At 56.2% G+C, this 17,118-nt stretch carries 13 protein-coding genes; 6 read left to right on the forward strand and 7 right to left on the reverse strand.

What is annotated here, in order from left to right; all coding sequences use genetic code 11:
• Positions 1–1,040 precede the first annotated feature (1,040 nt).
• Positions 1,041–3,479 (forward strand): methyl-accepting chemotaxis protein, encoded by a 2,439-nt coding sequence (locus tag H585_RS0119450; protein ID WP_014261216.1) that lies wholly within the window; start codon positions 1,041–1,043, stop codon positions 3,477–3,479.
• Positions 3,480–3,597: 118 nt separating this feature from the next.
• On the opposite strand, the gene H585_RS0119455 is transcribed toward H585_RS0119450, so the two are convergent.
• Both H585_RS0119455 and H585_RS0119460 read right to left on the reverse strand, forming a co-directional pair.
• Positions 3,598–4,095 carry a hypothetical protein gene (locus tag H585_RS0119455; protein ID WP_014261217.1) on the reverse strand — a complete coding sequence of 166 codons (498 nt, stop codon included), beginning with the start codon at positions 4,093–4,095 and terminating at the stop codon, positions 3,598–3,600.
• A gap of 307 nt (positions 4,096–4,402) precedes the next feature.
• Positions 4,403–5,290 carry an Mrp/NBP35 family ATP-binding protein gene (locus H585_RS0119460; protein WP_014261218.1) on the reverse strand — a complete coding sequence of 296 codons (888 nt, stop codon included), beginning with the start codon at positions 5,288–5,290 and terminating at the stop codon, positions 4,403–4,405.
• Between the two features lie 723 nt (positions 5,291–6,013).
• On the opposite strand from H585_RS0119460, the gene H585_RS0119465 reads away from it, so the two are divergent.
• The gene (locus H585_RS0119465) at positions 6,014–7,552 is read left to right on the forward strand and encodes a methyl-accepting chemotaxis protein (RefSeq protein WP_027369059.1); all 1,539 of its coding nucleotides are present in this window, start codon (positions 6,014–6,016) and stop codon (positions 7,550–7,552) included.
• Between the two features lie 265 nt (positions 7,553–7,817).
• On the opposite strand, the gene H585_RS0119470 is transcribed toward H585_RS0119465, so the two are convergent.
• Genes H585_RS0119470 through rsfS form a run of 3 tightly spaced genes read right to left on the reverse strand, consistent with a single transcriptional unit; the run spans position 7,818 to position 10,000 of the window.
• Positions 7,818–8,060, reverse strand: a complete 243-nt coding sequence (locus tag H585_RS0119470; protein WP_005985765.1) for a hypothetical protein — start codon at positions 8,058–8,060, stop codon at positions 7,818–7,820.
• On the reverse strand, positions 8,050–9,627 hold the full coding sequence (gene gpmI / locus H585_RS0119475) for a 2,3-bisphosphoglycerate-independent phosphoglycerate mutase (RefSeq protein WP_027369060.1): 1,578 nt from the start codon (positions 9,625–9,627) through the stop codon (positions 8,050–8,052). Before gpmI ends, H585_RS0119470 begins: the two co-directional genes overlap by 11 nt.
• Entirely contained in the window at positions 9,614–10,000 is a 387-nt protein-coding gene (gene rsfS / locus H585_RS21865) for a ribosome silencing factor (RefSeq protein ID WP_034628595.1), read from the reverse strand. Before rsfS ends, gpmI begins: the two co-directional genes overlap by 14 nt.
• A 345-nt stretch (positions 10,001–10,345) precedes the next feature.
• Between rsfS and H585_RS0119485 the strand changes: the two genes are divergently transcribed.
• From H585_RS0119485 to H585_RS0119500, 4 genes are all read left to right on the forward strand, one after another.
• Positions 10,346–11,647, forward strand: a complete 1,302-nt coding sequence (locus H585_RS0119485; RefSeq protein WP_005985760.1) for a phenylacetate--CoA ligase family protein — start codon at positions 10,346–10,348, stop codon at positions 11,645–11,647.
• A gap of 30 nt (positions 11,648–11,677) precedes the next feature.
• Positions 11,678–12,109, forward strand: coding sequence for an ACT domain-containing protein (locus H585_RS0119490; RefSeq protein ID WP_005985758.1), 432 nt, complete (start codon positions 11,678–11,680; stop codon positions 12,107–12,109).
• A 132-nt stretch (positions 12,110–12,241) separates the two neighbouring features.
• Positions 12,242–13,675 (forward strand): RtcB family protein, encoded by a 1,434-nt coding sequence (locus H585_RS0119495; protein ID WP_027369062.1) that lies wholly within the window; start codon positions 12,242–12,244, stop codon positions 13,673–13,675.
• Between the two features lie 293 nt (positions 13,676–13,968).
• Complete coding sequence (locus tag H585_RS0119500; RefSeq protein WP_244432665.1) at positions 13,969–15,870, forward strand: sensor histidine kinase; 1,902 nt, start codon at positions 13,969–13,971, stop codon at positions 15,868–15,870.
• Between the two features lie 8 nt (positions 15,871–15,878).
• Here H585_RS0119500 and thiE read toward each other — a convergent pair whose 3' ends face one another.
• A complete protein-coding gene (thiE, locus tag H585_RS0119505; protein ID WP_027369064.1) occupies positions 15,879–16,523 on the reverse strand; it encodes a thiamine phosphate synthase in 645 nt (214 codons plus the stop codon).
• A gap of 70 nt (positions 16,524–16,593) precedes the next feature.
• Positions 16,594–16,893 (reverse strand): MTH1187 family thiamine-binding protein, encoded by a 300-nt coding sequence (locus H585_RS0119510; RefSeq protein WP_027369065.1) that lies wholly within the window; start codon positions 16,891–16,893, stop codon positions 16,594–16,596.
• Between the last annotated feature and the right edge of the window lie 225 nt (positions 16,894–17,118).

The following is a 17,118-nucleotide window of genomic DNA, read 5'->3' on the forward strand; positions in this document are numbered from 1 at the left end:
ATTTCAAAATATTAGATTGAATTTTTTCGCGGAGAGCCTTTGAATTCGTAATCAGCAGGTCCGGAGTTCAAATCTCCGCGCTGGCTCCAGAAATTAAAGGGACTTACACATCTGCCGGTAAGTCCCTTTCTCTTTTCCTTCAGTTTAGTCCCTCATTGGCCTCTCTCTCAAGGCTTGGATGGCAGCCTCTAAGAGATATACCGAGTAAAATCCCTTTTAGAGCATTTTGCTTTTGAAAATGCTCTGCAAGCCATGCGTCGGCATGGCTTGCCGCCGCGTAGGCGTAGGCGCAATTCACTTGCACCGTCAACGCCGGAGCGGGCGTCTTAAAAGCAATCTGCTCTAAAAGAGGCACCCAGATGCTCCGGATCGATCCGAAGTGAATGAGACCTCAAAATCTTTGCTGAAGAGGCTTTGGAAGCCAGCACAAACATCTTAGAAAGCGGCTCTTTGGCGAGTGCTTTATAGATGGGCAAAGGAACAAGGTCCTATAATTGCTGCTAGCAACGCAGCTTGGACCTCATCAAGTTCGCCCTAAGAGGCTTTGCCGTTTCCGTGGCCGGGAAAAGGATACGGCAAGCAGGCGCTGCAAACCATAAATGCACGGTCCTTGCATGCCTGGCTATATTTGCTGGGTTTTTATACATTTTGTACATGGAATTATCCATATGTGCCAGCTTGGTATAGGCATGACAAAACTATACATAGCATAACACAATTTTCTTCCGAAATTCTAAAGATCAACTGTTGGATTAGTCTGCCAACTCATTTAGCATTTGGATGATGCCAAATTCACCTTTTCTCTCGTTATTCCCTCAAGTTTATCCGCTGCTCGCCGATCTATTATAACGTTACCTATCCCCCGTGCCAGTACACCTTGTTGGTATGCACCTTGCTAGGTGGTTACTAATTATTGAAGAAAGCGGCTTTCTTGTTCTTGAGCGAGGCTGCCGTGCATGATCGACTACCTTTTCTTTATAAGACAGGCAATATTCAACTAACCTAAGCATCTGCGACTTCAAGTCACAGGAGGATCGCGCGTGAGCCTGCGCTATAAAATCTCAATTCCACTTATTGTGGCAGTCATTGTCCTTGGCACAATAAGCTACTTCGTTACTAACAGCAGTTTGGTGGAGCTCAAAGACAGCACTTTGGCCATAATGGTCGATAACAAAGCTCACGAAGTAGAGCAGGGTATCGAGCAGGCTTCTTTGGAGGCCCTGGGGCTCGCTTCGCTCTTCAGCAAACTTCCCGAAGTGGCAGAGGCCTATGAAGTGGCCTTCTCGGGCAATATAAACGACGAAAAAAGTCCGCAGTCGCAGCAGGCCCGCGAGATGCTGCGACGTGTACTCGCGCCTACCCTTGCAGGCTACAAGGCGGCCATGGGTAGTGACCTCAAGCTGCACTTCCATCTGCCAAACGGTCGCAGCCTACTGCGCGCCTGGTGGAAGCAGAACGTGCAACGGAAGGGGCAATGGCTGGACATCTCCGACGATATCTCCGGTTTCCGTCAGACCGTTCTCGATGTGAACCGCTCAGGTCAAAACCTTAAAGGTATTGAGCTGGGCAGAGGCGGTTTCGAAGTGCGCGGGGTCCTTCCTGTGTTCAATGCCCAGGGCCGACAGCTTGGTTCCGTGGAGATACTCTTTCCCTTTAACCCGATTATGGAGCGCGCCTCCAAGGGCAAGGGCCAGAGTCTTGTGGTATACATGAACGCCGAGGGCCTCGAAATCGCCACTGGACTAAGTGATGAAAGCAAGAATCCTCGTGTAGGCTCCAAGTATGTGCTTTTGTCCGGCTCCTCCACTGGCGAAGTTGAGAAGCTGGTGAATATGGATTTGCTAGATCGCGCCAGACAGGGTCTGTCCACGATAGAGCATGGCAGCACAATGCTCGCGGGTTTCCCCATCAAGGATTACCAGGGCAAGCAGACCGGGGTCGTGATCTACGCCATGGACACGGCCCGCCAAGTCGGAATCATTCGCAATATACAGTTGATTTTCGTGGGCGTCATGGCCGCGCTGCTTATAGTGCCGACGCTCATCGGTGGGCTGTTTGTCTCGCGCTTTGTAGTTACACCCACGAGGGGCATGATTTCCAAGATCAAAGACATCGCCGAAGACCGTGCAAATCTCAAGGATCGCCTGGACGATTCCCAGCGTGACGAGATAGGCGAGTTGGCGACCTGGTTTAATCGGCTCATGGGCAAAATCGACACCATTCTGTGTGATGTCCAAGGTTATGTGAATATGGTCAATGCCGTGCCCGATCCCATCTTCTCGGTGGACGATAACTTCCGGATACTGCAAGCCAATACGGCCACGCAGACATTTCTGGGCAAGGCAGAAAAAGAACTCAAGGGCAACTGCTGCCACGAGTTTTTCAAGACTTCCGTCTGCAAGACGGACAAGTGCCCTATTGCCATGGCCAAGAAACTCCAGGGAGCTTTCAAGAGCGATATCATTGATCTCAGCCGCGACGGCAAGGTCATGTTTATTCAACCTGCCGGCGACATCCTGCGCGACTGTGACGGCAATCGGGTCGGTTATGTAGAGGTGGCTCGCAACGTGACGGAACTCGTGCTCAAGGAACGAGAAATACATAATAATCTAGGCCTTATCAAAAAGGTCAACAACGAGACGCGTGATGCGGCGTCTCAGATTGCCGCAGCTTCGGATCAAATCATGACCCGCCTTGAGGACGTGAACGAAGGTGCCTCGAAACAGCGCGACAGGGCGACTGAAACAGCCACGGCCATGGAGCAGATGAACGCCACGGTACTTGAGGTGGCGCGTAATGCGTCCGAAGCCTCCAAGCAGGCTGATGCAACGCGCACGAAGGCCTTGGAGGGCGCAGAAGTCGTTTCCAAGGCGGTCGAGGCTATTTCCCAGGTTCGGGATCGCTCCATGGGGATGAAGGCCACACTCGGAGAATTAGGCGGCCAAGCGGAATCTATTGGACGCATCATGAGCGTCATCAACGATATCGCCGACCAGACCAACCTCTTGGCTCTCAACGCAGCTATCGAGGCTGCGCGTGCTGGCGACGCTGGACGCGGATTTGCCGTAGTGGCGGACGAGGTGCGCAAGCTTGCCGAAAAGACCATGACCGCCACCAAGGAAGTCGGCGAGGCCATTTCCGCAATCCAGAGGGGCACCGAAAGCAATATCAAGGAGATGGACCGCGCCGTCACAGCAGTGGAATCCGCAGTGGTACTGGCCAACAATTCGGGCACGGCTCTGCAGGAGATCGTCAAGCTCGTCAACACCACGACGGACCAAGTACGCTCCATCGCCACGGCGGCAGAGGAGCAATCCTCTACCAGTGAACAAATCGGTCAAGCCATTGTGGAGGTCAACCGCATAGCCGGCGACACGGCTCAAGGCATGAGCGAATCGGTACAGGCGATATCGGAACTTGTCGCCCTTGCCGATCGACTGCGCGATCTATCCAATGGAGATGGAGTCGAACAAGCTTAAAGCAGCACTGCCGACAGGCGTGGCAGGCTACAGCGAATAGTCTTCATGAGCCGTGCGAAGCCAAAAACTTGGTATCACAACAAGCCACAGGCTTCGCACGGCTCAAATAAGGCAAATGCTACTGAGCCAGCTCTGTCTGAAGCTGCTGTAAGAGTTGCTGTGCTTCTTGCAGTCTCGTGGCCTGCTGGCCGCTTAATTGCGAGCCGATGTGTCCAAGGCGCTGGTTCATGGCATTCAGATCGTTCATAAGAATCATGTTTCTGGTCTGAGCTGGCAGTTTCTCCAACTCAACAAATCTGTTCTCCAAAGAGCCGACGTTCTCCTGGACACTCCCAACAGTCTGTTGAATATCGCCAAACTGCGTAGCAAGCGTCGCAACATCTTGACGTAATGCACCAAGGTTTTGAACTTCCTGATTCAGACCAGTGATATTTTGGTTAAGACCAAAAAAGAAAATTACGAGCAATAGGACTGACAGGATAGAAATAAAGATAGCTACTTTGCCCATGTCCTTTTCGCTTTTGCGCTTGATATCCTCCATGTCGTCCTGACGTGGTTTTTCAGACCGTGTGAAATCCTGAATGGAATGGACTTTCTCACGAGATGCTTCCGCCATGGCATGTCTCCTAATCCGTTGATTTTGGACTATTCCCTCCATCGAGCTTCCCAACTTACACAATATGGGATTTGAACTTTTAGAGCAACTCAAGCAGAGCTGAAACGACAGTATTATAAACTATTGGTATTTCCGGAGGGTTGCCAAGGGCACCCTGTGGACGTGGTCGATGGCGAGGATGCTCGCTTCGTCTCATAAGCCACCATAAGCAAGAAGGCCCTCCAGGAATCTGGAGGGCCTTCTTGCGGCACTTACGCTATTATCCAAAGTGTTATTGCTGACGCCTGTGTGGCGCCAGTACCAAGACTTAGGCAGTCACGGGCAGCATGTCGAGCATGGGCTGGACGATCTCGCGCATGATCTTGGAAGTTTCGCTGTCGGGATAGACCTTGATGTAGGCGAAGCCTTCGTCACCGGCGCGGGCCAATTCCGGGTCCACCGGAATGCGGCCGAGGAACGGCACACCCATGTCCATGGCCATCTGCTCGCCGGCACCGGATTTGAAGATCTCGTGACGCTTGCCGCAATCCGGGCAAACAAAACCGCTCATGTTCTCCACCACACCCAGGAGCTGGTTGCCGGTGCGCTTGCAGAAGGTGATGGACCGACGCACATCGTCGATGGCCAGCATCTGCGGGGTGGTGACGATGACCGACTTGGCTTCCTTGCCCAGGAGCTGCATGACCGTGAGCGGTTCGTCGCCCGTGCCCGGAGGGCAATCCACGATCAGGAAATCCAATTCACCCCAGGCAACGTTCTGCAGAAACTGACGGATGAGGCCCATTTTTACTGGACCGCGCCAGATGACCGCCTCATTGGGGTCAGGCAGAAGGAAACCGAGAGACATGACCCACAGATTCTTGCTCCAGGGTATAGGCTCGATATAATCCTTCTCGATATGGGCCTGCTGGCCGGAAAGGCTCAAGAGCCGGGGAATGCTAGGTCCGTGTACGTCCACATCCAACAAGCCGACTTTCTTGCCGGCCAGGGCCAAGGCGAGAGCAATGTTCACGGCTACCGTGGATTTGCCTACGCCGCCCTTGCCTGACATGACCACAATCTTGTTCTTGATCCGGCCGAGATTCTCGGCCAGCTTAAGATCCTCGGGGCTTTTCGCCTTCTCTCCGCAGTCCTTGCCCTCCTTCTGGGAGGAGCAACTTCCGCTCTTGCCGCAGCTTTTACATGCGTCACTCATATGTATCCTCCTGTTCATGCATGCGCACGGAAGTATCCGTAACGACATGGAATAATCAGTATTTAGAGCATTTTACTTTTGAAAATGCTCTGCAAGCCATGCGTCGACATGGCTTGCCACCGCGTAGGCGTAGGCGCAATTCACTTGCGCCGTCAACGCCGGAGCGGGCGTCTTAAAAGCAATTTGCTCTAAAGATGGTCAAGAAAGATATGGCCCGTGTTCGGCCGGGGCACTCTACCCGAATGCGCCGTGATGGCAAGCGCTGCTCGGAGCCTCAACTTTGCTTGAGACATAAGCCTGATTTCCCGGGAAGATGGCCTTGATGGGGAATTGCGCGTGTAGCCGAAATCAGCCGATACCAAAACACGTAAAACCTTCCGACAACCCCGCCCCCCTTCTCCATAGGCACGGCGCGCCACAAGTCCATGCGAGTGGGGTGTCAAGTTCTGAAACCCCAGGCGACTTTTTGCCACGCTAAGTAGAAATGCATAAGATTTTAACTTTAAAGACTTAATGCAAATCCTAAACAATCCAATAACGCGTTATCACAATTCTAAACCAGGAAAAAAAACAGCACTGAGTCACATTGACCCATTTTCTAGTTTACTGTGTGTCAATATTTCCATCTATCAAAAAATATTTTTTGGTATTATGAGTGCAAACAAACTACTCTAGTAAGCACTTAGACAAAGTACTTGGGACTTTCCTTAAGGCGAGGGAGATATGAAGATCAGATTTGCGGCAATGTTTGCACTTATCATTATCTCATCAATAATACTTGCTTTCCTTTCCATTGGGCAAACGCCAATGCTCATACTCAGTCTCTTCATTATTGGAGTGGCTTCGAGTTGTGCTATCTGTGCGTTCCGTCAATTTGTGCGGCCTCTGCAAATAATAGTCGCATATGCTCGCCAGATTGCAGACGGAAATCTCACGGGCTCCATTGAAGGCAAATTTATTTTGGAGCTGAACGAACTTGCTTTCGCTCTACAAAAAGTGGCCAACACCCTCAGCAACAAGCTCGCCTTCATGACGAGTATGCTTGATAACATCCCTACACCTATGGCTTTCATTAGTCCCAACGGTAAGATTACCTGGCTGAACAAACCGATGGTTGATCTGATTGACGCCGGCGGCTCCCCCGAAAGCCACTACGGTGAGGATTTCTCGGTCTTCTTCTATGGGGAGCGCAGGGAAACAGTCACGGAAAAGGCCATCCGCACGCGGGAGCGCCATAGCGCCAAGGGTGAGGTGACCTCTCGCAAAGGGATTAAAAAATGGATCTCCGTGGCCTCTTCGCCGATATTCGATCCGAACGGCGTGCTCATCGGCGGCTTCACCTCGGTCTTCGACTTCACTCGCGTAGTTGAAAAAGAACAGGGAATGACCCGGATGAACCAACAGATAATGGAGGCTGTCCGGACATTCGAAGAAATCTCGAAAGAACTGTCATTGACCGGTGTTAGCCTTGGCGAAGACATCGCGGGCGTAAACAAAGGCATGGACGAACAGAAGGATCGCGTTAACGAAACAGTTACGGCCATGGAGCAAATGAACGCCACGGTTCTGGAAGTAGCCAGGAACGCCTCCGAGGCGGCTGGGAATTCAGCCAAGGCCAAGGATCAGGCCTTTGAAGGTGAGGAAGTCGTCAAGCAGGTTGTTGCATCGATACAGGCGGTTCAGGCCCAAGCAATGAACCTGAAGGAAAGCATGTCGGCCCTCGGCAAGCAGTCGGAGTCCATTGGCGCAATCCTGGAAGTCATCTCCGATATCGCCGATCAGACCAATCTGTTGGCCTTGAACGCCGCCATCGAGGCTGCCAGGGCCGGCGATGCCGGGCGCGGCTTCGCTGTCGTGGCTGATGAGGTGAGAAAACTCGCGGAGAAGACCATGAACGCCACCAAAGAGGTGGGCCAAGCCATCAGCGGAATTCAGCAAGGCACCCGCGAGAACATGCACAGTGTGGACAAGGCAGTTCAAGCCATCGAGGAAACCACGGTCCATGCAAAAGAGTCAGGCATCTCTTTGCAGGCCATCGTCGACTACACGGAAACCTCTTCGATCCAGGTTCAATCCATCGCCACGGCAGCCGAAGAACAGTCGTCCGCAAGCGAACAGATCAACAGGGCCATGGTGGGGATAGACCATGCGACCGAAGATACGCTTGCGGCAATGCGCAGGGCTGTGGCGCACGTGGAGCACCTCAATGGCTTGGCGGAAAAACTGACTGACTCCATGCATGCCCTCGCTTCTACTTCATAAAGCATTTTGCATTTCAGACGCTCCCTTCGGCGTTGACGGCGGAATTACATTCCGCCTACGCCTGCGGGGCGGCAAGCCATGCCGACGCATGGCTTGCAGAGCATTTTCAAAAGCAAAATGCTCTATAGCGTATGGTGCGCTGGGCAAACGGTGGATTGTCAACACCCACGCCGCCAAGGGTGAGGGGCCGGAGGGAATAGCGCTCCCTCCAGCCGAATCATCCCGAAGTAGCATCAACTACTTCGGGATGACAGATAAGATGATCTTACAGGAAGTCCGGATCAATGCTCGCTTGGCCGTTGGCGGTTACGAGCTTGAGGTACTGAATGGTGCGCGCGTCCACGGGCACAATGGGGAAGGTCTTGCGGCAAACGTCGCATTGAGCCATGGCCGGGGAAGTGGGCGAGATAAGCGGAACTTCCCGGCCACAGTAGGGGCATGGATAAAGAAAGATAATCTCCATGTTCACTGGCTTGACCGGGTTAAGCGGGCGGTTGCTACTTTGCATGACCTGCACCTTCGTTGACAATTATGAGCGGTGCGCCGGTCATCTGCACCGGGATGGGCAAGCCCATTAGCATGAGCAGCGTGGGCGCGATGTCGCCAAGGATGCCGCCCTGGCGCAGGGCAACATTGTCCAATGCAAGCTCCACGCCCTGCTCGATGTAAACGAATGGTACCGGGTTCTTGCTGTGCGCAGTCTGCTTGCCGCCCTTCTCGTCAAGCATCTCCTCGGCATTGCCATGGTCCGCGGTTATGCAGATGCGGCCGCCAGAGGCCAGAACCGCTTCGACTATGCGCGCCACGCACTCGTCCACGGCTTTGGCCGCTTCCATGGCCGCCGGGATAATGCCTGTATGGCCCACCATATCCAAGTTGGCCAAGTTGCAGACAGTAAGATCGTAGTCGCGCCATTTGGCCAGCAGAATATCCGTGACCTGACGCACGCTCATCTCCGGCTTCAGGTCATAAGTGGCCACGTCTCGTGGAGATGGCACCAGGACGCGATCTTCGCCAGGAAAAGGCTCTTCCCGGCCGCAACTCAAAAAATAGGTCACATGGGCGTATTTTTCGGTTTCGGCTAGCCGGAGTTGCTTCAAGTCCGCCTCGGAGACTATTTGGCCCAGGGACTTGTCCACTGATTGGGGAGGGTAAGCCGCGGGCAGAGGGAAATCCGAGTCATACTCGGTCATGGTCGCCAGCATGGCCAGCTTGGGCCAACTCTTGCGCGCAAACCCCTTGAACTCCGCGTCATGGAGAGCTCGCGTGATCTGCCGGGCACGATCGGCACGGAAGTTGAAAAAGATGACGACATCGCCGTCCTGCAAAGTTCCAAGAGGCGCGCCATTGGCATCAACCACCACGCGCGGCTTCACGAACTCGTCGTTTTCCCCCGCGGCATAGGCTTCCTCGATGGCCGCAACCGGGTCCACAATCTTCTGGCCTTGCCCCAAGGTCAGGGCATCATAGGCCAGTTCGTTGCGTTCCCAGCGCTTGTCGCGGTCCATGGCCCAATAGCGGCCGATGACTGAAGCGACGCGCCCAATACCGATTTCTTTCATCTTCGCCATGAGATGGCGAAGATAGCCCGCGCCACTGGTCGGCGGCGTGTCGCGGCCGTCCAGGAACGCATGCACGAGCACATTGTCCAGCCCCTGACGCTTGGCCAGCTCAAGCAAGGCGAAGATGTGCTTCTCGTGACTGTGTACGCCGCCGTCCGAGACCAGACCCATCAGGTGCAGCCGGCCTCCGCTCGTCTTGGCCAAATGCGCGGCCTGCGTCAACGCCGGGTTCTCGAAGAAGCTGCCATCCTCGATGGCCACGTCGATGCGGGTCATGTCCTGATATATCACGCGTCCCGCACCGATATTCATGTGCCCGACCTCGGAATTGCCCATGAACCCGTCAGGCAGGCCAACTGCCCGACCCGAGCAGGCCAGCAGCGTGGACGGGTATGTTGCGCGCAGCCTATCCAGCGTTGGGGTTCCGGCCATGCACACGGCATTGCCCGGTCCCTTTTCGGCGCAACCCCAGCCATCCAGGATGAGCAAAATGGTTGGCTTAATCGTCTGCATGGAAGGGAAGCTCTATGGGAGTGCCTTCGGACCAGAGGCCCTCGATGTTATAGAACTGGCGGTTGTCTGTCTGAAAGATGTGCACAAGCACATCATTCAGGTCGATGAGGATCCAGCTTCCTTGCTGGGAACCCTCCATGCCCAGGTATTCGAGCTTTTCCTCGCTCACCTTGTCCAGGATGTGGTTAGCCAAACCTTGAGCATGGCGCACGCTGGAGGCCGTGGCCACTACCAAGCTTTCGGTGATGGGGCTTATGCCGCGAACATCGAGGGCGATTATATCGATGGCCTTCTTGTCGCGCAGCCACGTGGCCACGGTTTTGGCCTTGTCTGTGGTGGAAATAGTCCTGTGTAATTCCTTAACCTTCTGCATGGAACTCCTTGTGGGCGCGTCGCCAATCCGGTTTTCGCCTCCGGCGATCCGGCTGCCGCCGGACGATTGGGCGCCTCGCGTGGGATCATAAGTATCGAACGCAAAACAATAATGCATTCCCCGCCACCTCGCAATGGCCGCGCCATAACTGATAGTTGCCCGCAACTGCAATATCGCGCCAAGCTGTCTGGATTTCGGGAAAAAACTTGACTGTCCCTCAGCCTCTCGGGCACAAAAAATTGCTCCGGCACGTTACCGTGCTGCCGTGAATCGCCGGCCTGTCGAGCGTTCCCTGTAGGCCATTTTGCCAAACACGAATCACCAGCCTTTGTCAGGAGGAGTCGAATGATCTTCGACGTCGACAAGGAGACCCTCCCGCGCGAGGATTTGGAAGCCTTGCAGCTTAGGCGTCTCAAATACCTTGTGGAGCGCACCTACGCCAACGTGCCCTTCTACCGGAACAAACTCGACGAATCCGGCGTCAAGCCCGCCGACATCCGCAAGCTTTCGGACGTACGCCTGCTGCCCTTTACCGAGAAGCAAGATCTGCGCAACAACTATCCCTTCGGGCTGTTCGCCGTGCCCAAGGAAAACGTGGTGCGCATCCATGCTTCCTCGGGCACCACGGGCAGGGCCACCGTGGTCGGCTACACTGCCAGGGACGTGGACAACTGGGCTCAGCTCATGGCCCGCTCGTTCATGGCCGCCGGAGCAACCAGCCAAGACATCGTGCATAATGCTTACGGCTACGGCCTGTTCACCGGAGGTCTGGGCGCACATTACGGAGCGGAACGCCTGGGCGCGACCATCGTGCCCATCTCGGGTGGCAGCACCAAGCGCCAAGTCATGTTGCTCAAGGATTTCGGCGCCACCGTGATCTGCTGCACGCCCTCTTATGCCCTGTATCTCTTTGAGGCTGCGCAGGAGGCCGGCATTGATTTCGCGAGCCTGCCGCTCAAGGTTGGCATCTTCGGCGCCGAGCCTTGGACCGAGGAAATGCGCAAAGAGATCGAATCCAAGCTGCAGATCAAGGCCATCGACATCTATGGCTTGTCCGAGATCATGGGTCCCGGCGTGGCCATCGAATGCGTGGAAGCCCAGAGCGGCCTACATATCCAAGAAGATCATTTCCTGGCCGAGATCATCGATCCGGACACGGGTGAGCAGCTTCCTCCCGGCTCCACTGGCGAGCTCGTGCTGACCACGTTGACCAAGGAGGCCCAGCCGCTGCTGCGCTACCGCACGCGCGACATCACCTCCCTCGACTGCGTGCCCTGCCGCTGCGGCAGGACCTTCGCGCGCATGCGCCGCGTCAAGGGCCGCTCCGACGACATGCTCATCATCCGCGGAGTGAACGTCTTCCCCTCCCAGATCGAGTCAATCCTGCTGGAAACAGAAGGCTTGGCGCCGCACTATCAGCTCGTAATACGCCGCGAAGGCGCATTGGACATGCTGGAGATCAACGTGGAGGTCAACGAGAAGCTCTTCTCGGATGAGATCAAGAATTTACAAAGGCTGGAAGCCAAGATACAAAAAAACATCAAAGAGTTCCTAGGCGTCACGGCCAAGATCAAGCTCGTGGAGCCAAAATCCATCCAACGCTCCGAAGGCAAGGCTAAACGCATCATCGACCAGCGGAACATCTAGCCGCGATACGCGACACAAGCGAGGCTGACCATGAAAGCGGACCAGTTGTCCATCTTCCTGGAGAATCGGGCCGGCCGATTGGCCGAGGTGACCAAGAGCCTTTCCGATGCGGGCATCAATATCAGAGCTCTGTCCCTGGCCGATACTTCCGACTTCGGCATTCTGCGGCTCATCGTCTCGGACTTCGAGAAAGCCCGCCAAGTGCTCAAGGAAAAAGGCTTCACCGTGGGCCGCACCTCGGTCGTGGCCGTGGCGGTGCCGGACAGACCGGGCGGATTGCATGAGCTGCTGGAGCTTTTCGGCAAAAACGGGATCAATGTCGAATACATGTACGCCTTCGTGCAGCAAAGCGGCACCAACGCCACTATTATCTTCCGCTTTGACCGCACCGAGCAGGCCATCGAACTCCTGCAGGCCAACAACATCACCATCATTCCCAGCCAGAAGCTCTACAGCATGTAAAGCTAGATTTTTCAGGCGGGTGGCCCGGCCGCCCGCCTGACTTCTTGGCATTATTCCTTTCTCCACTCTCCACGCCCAGCCTTCCCTTTCCTCACGCCAGAGCTTATCTTGTGAGCTTATTGCGGAGGACTTATGCGCCCGGACACTCTCGAACGTATTTCACCTTGGGAATGGCGACTACAGCCTACCGGCTCCATGCGCGTGCCCGGTGTGATCTACGCCTCCGAGCCCTTGCTGCGGGACATGGAAGAAGACGTGCTCATACAGCTTGCCGGAGTGGCCTCGCTGCCCGGCGTGACGGGCACGGTCTATGCCATGCCCGACGCCCACACGGGCTTCGGCTTTCCGATCGGCGGCGTTGCGGCCATGGACCCTGATCGTGGCGGGGTGATCTCGGCCGGTGGTGTGGGTTACGACATTGCCTGTGGAGTGCGTGTACTGCTCTCGGGCATGCACATAGACGATCTGCTGCCCCATCAGGAAACTTTGGCCGATGCCTTGTTCGCGACCATCCCTGCAGGCGTGGGCAGCACGGGAGCCATCCGCCTGAACGACGACGAGACGGACGCCATGCTGGCCCGTGGCGCTGCTTGGGCTGTGGGGCGTGGCTGGGGGCGCGGTGATGACCTGGCGCACATCGAAGACCACGGCACTGCGCCAGGAGCCGAGCCGGAGCTGGTTTCAGCCGAGGCTCGCAAGCGCCAGCGCGACGAGATGGGAACCTTGGGTTCAGGCAACCATTATCTGGAAATCCAGGTCGTGGAGGACATTATCGATGCCGCTGCGGCTGACGCCTTCGGCCTGCGCTTGGGCGACGTGCTCGTGGCCATTCACTGCGGCTCGCGCGGTTTGGGGCATCAGGTTGCCACTGATTACTCAAAGCTCATGCTCGCCGAGGCGCCTAAGCATAAGATCACCCTGCCGCACCGTGATCTGGCCTGCGCACCTATTCGTTCGGAGTTGGGCCGTCGCTATCTGGGCGCAATGCGCGCGGGCATCAACTGCGCCCTGGCCAACCGCCAGATCCTGACGCATCTTGTCCGCGAGGCCTTTGAGCGGGTTTTCCGGAAGTCCGTGGCCCTGCCTTTGCTGTATGACGTTGCCCACAACACATGCAGGGAAGAAGAGCATCGCGTGGGTCCCGTGTCTCGCCGGCTGTATGTGCACCGCAAGGGCGCCACGCGGGCTTTGCCGCCGGGGCACCCTGCGCTGCCGGCGGAATTTTCCAAGGTCGGCCAGCCAGTGCTCGTGGGCGGCAGCATGGGTACTGCATCGTACATCCTGGCCGGTATGGCCGGCAGCGAGGGCAAGTCCTTGTCCTCGGCCTGCCACGGAGCCGGCAGACTTATGAGCCGCGGCGAGGCCAAACGCCGCTTCCAGGGCCGTGAAGTGGTCGGCAGCCTCAAACGCCAGGGAATCCTCGTACGCACTCCGTCCTTCAAGGGAGTCGCCGAGGAGGCTCCCGGGGCTTACAAGGACGTGCACATGGTTATCGAGGTCACTCAGCATGCAGGCTTGGCCCGGCCGGTGGCCAAGGTCAGGCCCGTGATCAACGTCAAAGGCTAGCCACGTTTTTCCGAATGCTCGACTAAAAAAATCAGTGTTTTTAAGTTGAAGTTCCACCAGGATCGAAGAACAAGCCTTCAATGGGTGACCGATTTCCAACCACGGCGCACATCGGCCTTGCCCCTGTGGCCGTGGCGAACTATAAGGGGGCGATTTTGCCAATCTGGAGGTCGCCCCCCCGGCCTCCCGCAAGAAGGGGATTAACTATTACTACCGCGGCCCAGACCAGGGTCCTGCTCCTTGGTGGCCATCCTGCCATCGAGGATATCAGGATTTACCTGGCGAATAATTTATTGGACGTATTCGTCGTCAACAACCTTGATGGGCTATCGCTCGATAGCACTCAAAATGTTAGCTGCGTTTTGCTCCACCTTGGTGAGGGCCACAACGCCATGACCGAATGCATCCAAGACTATTTAGCTAAAAAGCTGGAAGTGCCGACCATTCTGCTGCACAGCGGCAACTCGGAAGCGCCCGCCACGGCTTGGCCCTTCGTTGCCAGCTATTCTTTAGATCGGTTGGATATGGACCGTTTGCATAGCGATATTGAAATGCTCTGTAAGATGGAAAAAAGGCTACGCGCAACTGCCTCCGCGCATAAGAGCACGGGAAATACCCCATCGGAAACGTTGACCCAGGGGAAGATTTCCGTCCAGACTCAGAGGAATTTTCTTACTATGGTGAGCCACGATATACGTACGCCCATGAGCGGCATCATCGGCATGGCCGATCTTGCTCTGACAAAGACGGATTCTCCAGCTGTACGCCGGCACATTGAGACAATAAAGCAGTCCGCGCAATCACTTCTGTCCACTCTCAACGACATTGTCGACCTTTCACACAGCGAAGCCGGCAATCTGAAACTGGACAACAGGCCTCTGCAGTTGCGTGAAACGCTTGCTCCTTCAATGGAGGTCATCGCGAATTTGTGCCGGGAAAAGGGTCTGGCCTTCTCCTGCCGCTTCGATCCTCATATTCCGGAATACCTGGAAGGCGATCCAGGCCGCCTGATCCAGATATTTAATAACCTGCTCATGAACGCGGTAACATTTACCCAGCAGGGCGAAATCTCAGTCAAGGCAGAAGCGATGGACACGCAGGGCCAATCTGCCGCAAACGGCATGGTGCGTGTGCGGTTCTGCGTGCAGGACACGGGAATCGGTCTGTCTAAGGAGTTCCAGGGGCAATTCCTAGCAGGCTTATCTCCGGAGCATGACTGTCAAATCATTCCGAACACCGGCGCCAGCCTGACCCTGGGCCTCGTTCACAACTTGGTCCAACTCATGGGCGGCAGCCTCGATTTGGAGAGTCAGAAGAACGTCGGCAGCATCTTTCGGATTACCCTGCCCTTTACCCGCGCCAGCGTGCCACGCGCTAGACAGAAAAAAGCCACGCAACTTGATTCACCCGATTCTGGACCTGAAGCCCTAAGCGTCCTGCTCGTAGAGGATAACAAGGTAAACCAGCTTTTTACCAGGGAGATGCTTTTGGCCGAGGGACACAGCGTCATAGTGGCGGAAAACGGCCAGGAGGCCGTGGATATCCTCGCGCGACAGCGCTTCGATATCGTGCTCATGGATATCCAGATGCCTGTCATGGACGGAGTTGAGGCCACTCGGACTATTCGTGACCCGAGTTCCGCAGTTCTGGATCACGACGTTCCCATCATTGCCCTCACAGCCCATGCCATCAAGGGCGACAGGGAACGCTTCATACAGGCGGGCATGACCGATTACCTTACTAAGCCCGTAGATTTCCGTAAACTCTTCGGGATCATGACCACCCTGTTTCCGAGCAAGAAGATTGTCGCTGGCTCTCCCCCTCCTCCTGTGACCGTATCGTCGACTCAGGAACAAAACGGTCCTGCCATCGACCTTGAGTGGTTCGGCAAGATGCTGTCTTCCCGAAAGGACTTTCTCAGGCGCATGTTCGAAGTTTTCGTACGTGAAGAGCCCTTGCGTCTGGAGAAAACCAAGAAGGCCCTGGAGGCGGGAGATATGGAAATCCTGCGCTTTCTGGCCCACTCCATCAAGGGCGCCACGGCAACCATGGGCGCGTATGGGGCCAGGGATCACGCCGCGGCCTTGGAAAAGGCCGCCAAAGCGGCGGACCCCCAGGAGGCAAGCTGCCAATACGCGCGACTGGCCGAGGAGATGGGGAGGGTCTTGGAGTTCATGCAGGGATTTTTGGACTAGAAGCCATCTCATGACCCACGGCCAACCGCCACGGCCTTGGCCAAGGCACGAGCGGCATCTTTCGGCGAGGGAGCGGAACAGATGGCCGAAACCACGGCCACCCCTTCGGCTCCGGCAGATACGATCCGAGCAGCATTGCCGACGTCCACCCCGCCGATGCCTACCATGGGCCGACTGATGCGCGGGCGTAAACGGCGCAGTCCCTCGATGCCCCACGGCTGGTGACAGAAGTCCGTCTTGGTCGAGGTCGGGAACACAGGGCCGACTCCGTAGTAGTCCACCGGCAGCCCCTCGGCCTCAAGAATCTGCTCCAGTGTATCCGTGGACAGCCCCAGGATGGCCCGTGGCCCAAGAATGCGCCGCACATCCAGCACATGCATGTCGCCCTGCCCTACGTGCACACCGTCCGCACCCGCAGCCAGAGCTACATCGACCCGGTCGTTAATGAGCAGCGGAACGCCTTGTGGCGCCAGCATGGCCTTGAGGGCCCGGGCCAGCTCCACGAACTCGCGGGTATCGGCCATCTTCTCGCGCAACTGGACCATGCTGACCCCGCCGCGCACGGCTTGGCCCACGATATCCAACAGGTCGCGGCCCTGGCACAGGGGCCGATCCGTGACAAGGTATACGCTCAGATCGAAAGAGCGGCTCATGCGGTCTTCCTCGAATTACATTAGCAATATGTATGCAAGCAGGCTTGCCGGAGGCGAAAATGAACGGCGGCTAGCCGACTAACCTTTTCTCCACATCGCCGACCTTCTGCTCCAGCCCACCGGAACGCCCCGCGCGGCCGTCCACCTTGAGGGTCATGTAGACCCTGTCGCAGTCAGCCTGCAAAGCCTTGAAGCAGCGGCCCACCACGGCCATGATCTCGTCGTACTCGCCCTCGATGGCCGTGCCCATTGGGCCTAAGCGATGGGGCAGGCCGCTGTCGCGGATGATCTTCACCGCGCGGGCCACGTATTCGGCCACGCTCTCGCCCTTGCCTACGGGAAAAAGAGACAGATCGACAATGACGCTCATACTGCGCTCCTCGATATTTTAGCTGACGGAATATGGCGCCGCACCCGCCCGGTGAGAAGTGCCCGGCTCAGGCCCTCTGCCTACCGCATGGGCCACGGAAAGAAAAGCCGCGGCCATGCCGTTGCCGGTCATACTAGAGCAGATTGCTTTTAAGACGCCCGCTCCGGCGTTGACGGCGCAAGTGAATTGCGCCTACGCCGAAGCTAGCGGAAAGCCATGCCGACG

This window comes from Desulfocurvibacter africanus subsp. africanus DSM 2603, assembly GCF_000422545.1.
GTDB classification, from domain to species: domain Bacteria; phylum Desulfobacterota; class Desulfovibrionia; order Desulfovibrionales; family Desulfovibrionaceae; genus Desulfocurvibacter; species Desulfocurvibacter africanus.

What these genes read in the sequence shown, in the direction of transcription:
- H585_RS0119455 (WP_014261217.1), bottom strand. Translation starts at nt 4,095, where the DNA reads ATGGCGGAAGCATCTCGTGAGAAAGTCCATTCCATTCAGGATTTCACA.
- H585_RS0119460 (WP_014261218.1), bottom strand. Translation starts at nt 5,290, where the DNA reads ATGAGTGACGCATGTAAAAGCTGCGGCAAGAGCGGAAGTTGCTCCTCC.
- H585_RS0119465 (WP_027369059.1), top strand. Translation starts at nt 6,014, where the DNA reads ATGAAGATCAGATTTGCGGCAATGTTTGCACTTATCATTATCTCATCA.
- H585_RS0119470 (WP_005985765.1), bottom strand. Translation starts at nt 8,060, where the DNA reads ATGCAAAGTAGCAACCGCCCGCTTAACCCGGTCAAGCCAGTGAACATG.
- gpmI (WP_027369060.1), bottom strand. Translation starts at nt 9,627, where the DNA reads ATGCAGACGATTAAGCCAACCATTTTGCTCATCCTGGATGGCTGGGGT.
- rsfS (WP_034628595.1), bottom strand. Translation starts at nt 10,000, where the DNA reads ATGCAGAAGGTTAAGGAATTACACAGGACTATTTCCACCACAGACAAG.
- H585_RS0119485 (WP_005985760.1), top strand. Translation starts at nt 10,346, where the DNA reads ATGATCTTCGACGTCGACAAGGAGACCCTCCCGCGCGAGGATTTGGAA.
- H585_RS0119490 (WP_005985758.1), top strand. Translation starts at nt 11,678, where the DNA reads ATGAAAGCGGACCAGTTGTCCATCTTCCTGGAGAATCGGGCCGGCCGA.
- H585_RS0119495 (WP_027369062.1), top strand. Translation starts at nt 12,242, where the DNA reads ATGCGCCCGGACACTCTCGAACGTATTTCACCTTGGGAATGGCGACTA.
- thiE (WP_027369064.1), bottom strand. Translation starts at nt 16,523, where the DNA reads ATGAGCCGCTCTTTCGATCTGAGCGTATACCTTGTCACGGATCGGCCC.
- H585_RS0119510 (WP_027369065.1), bottom strand. Translation starts at nt 16,893, where the DNA reads ATGAGCGTCATTGTCGATCTGTCTCTTTTTCCCGTAGGCAAGGGCGAG.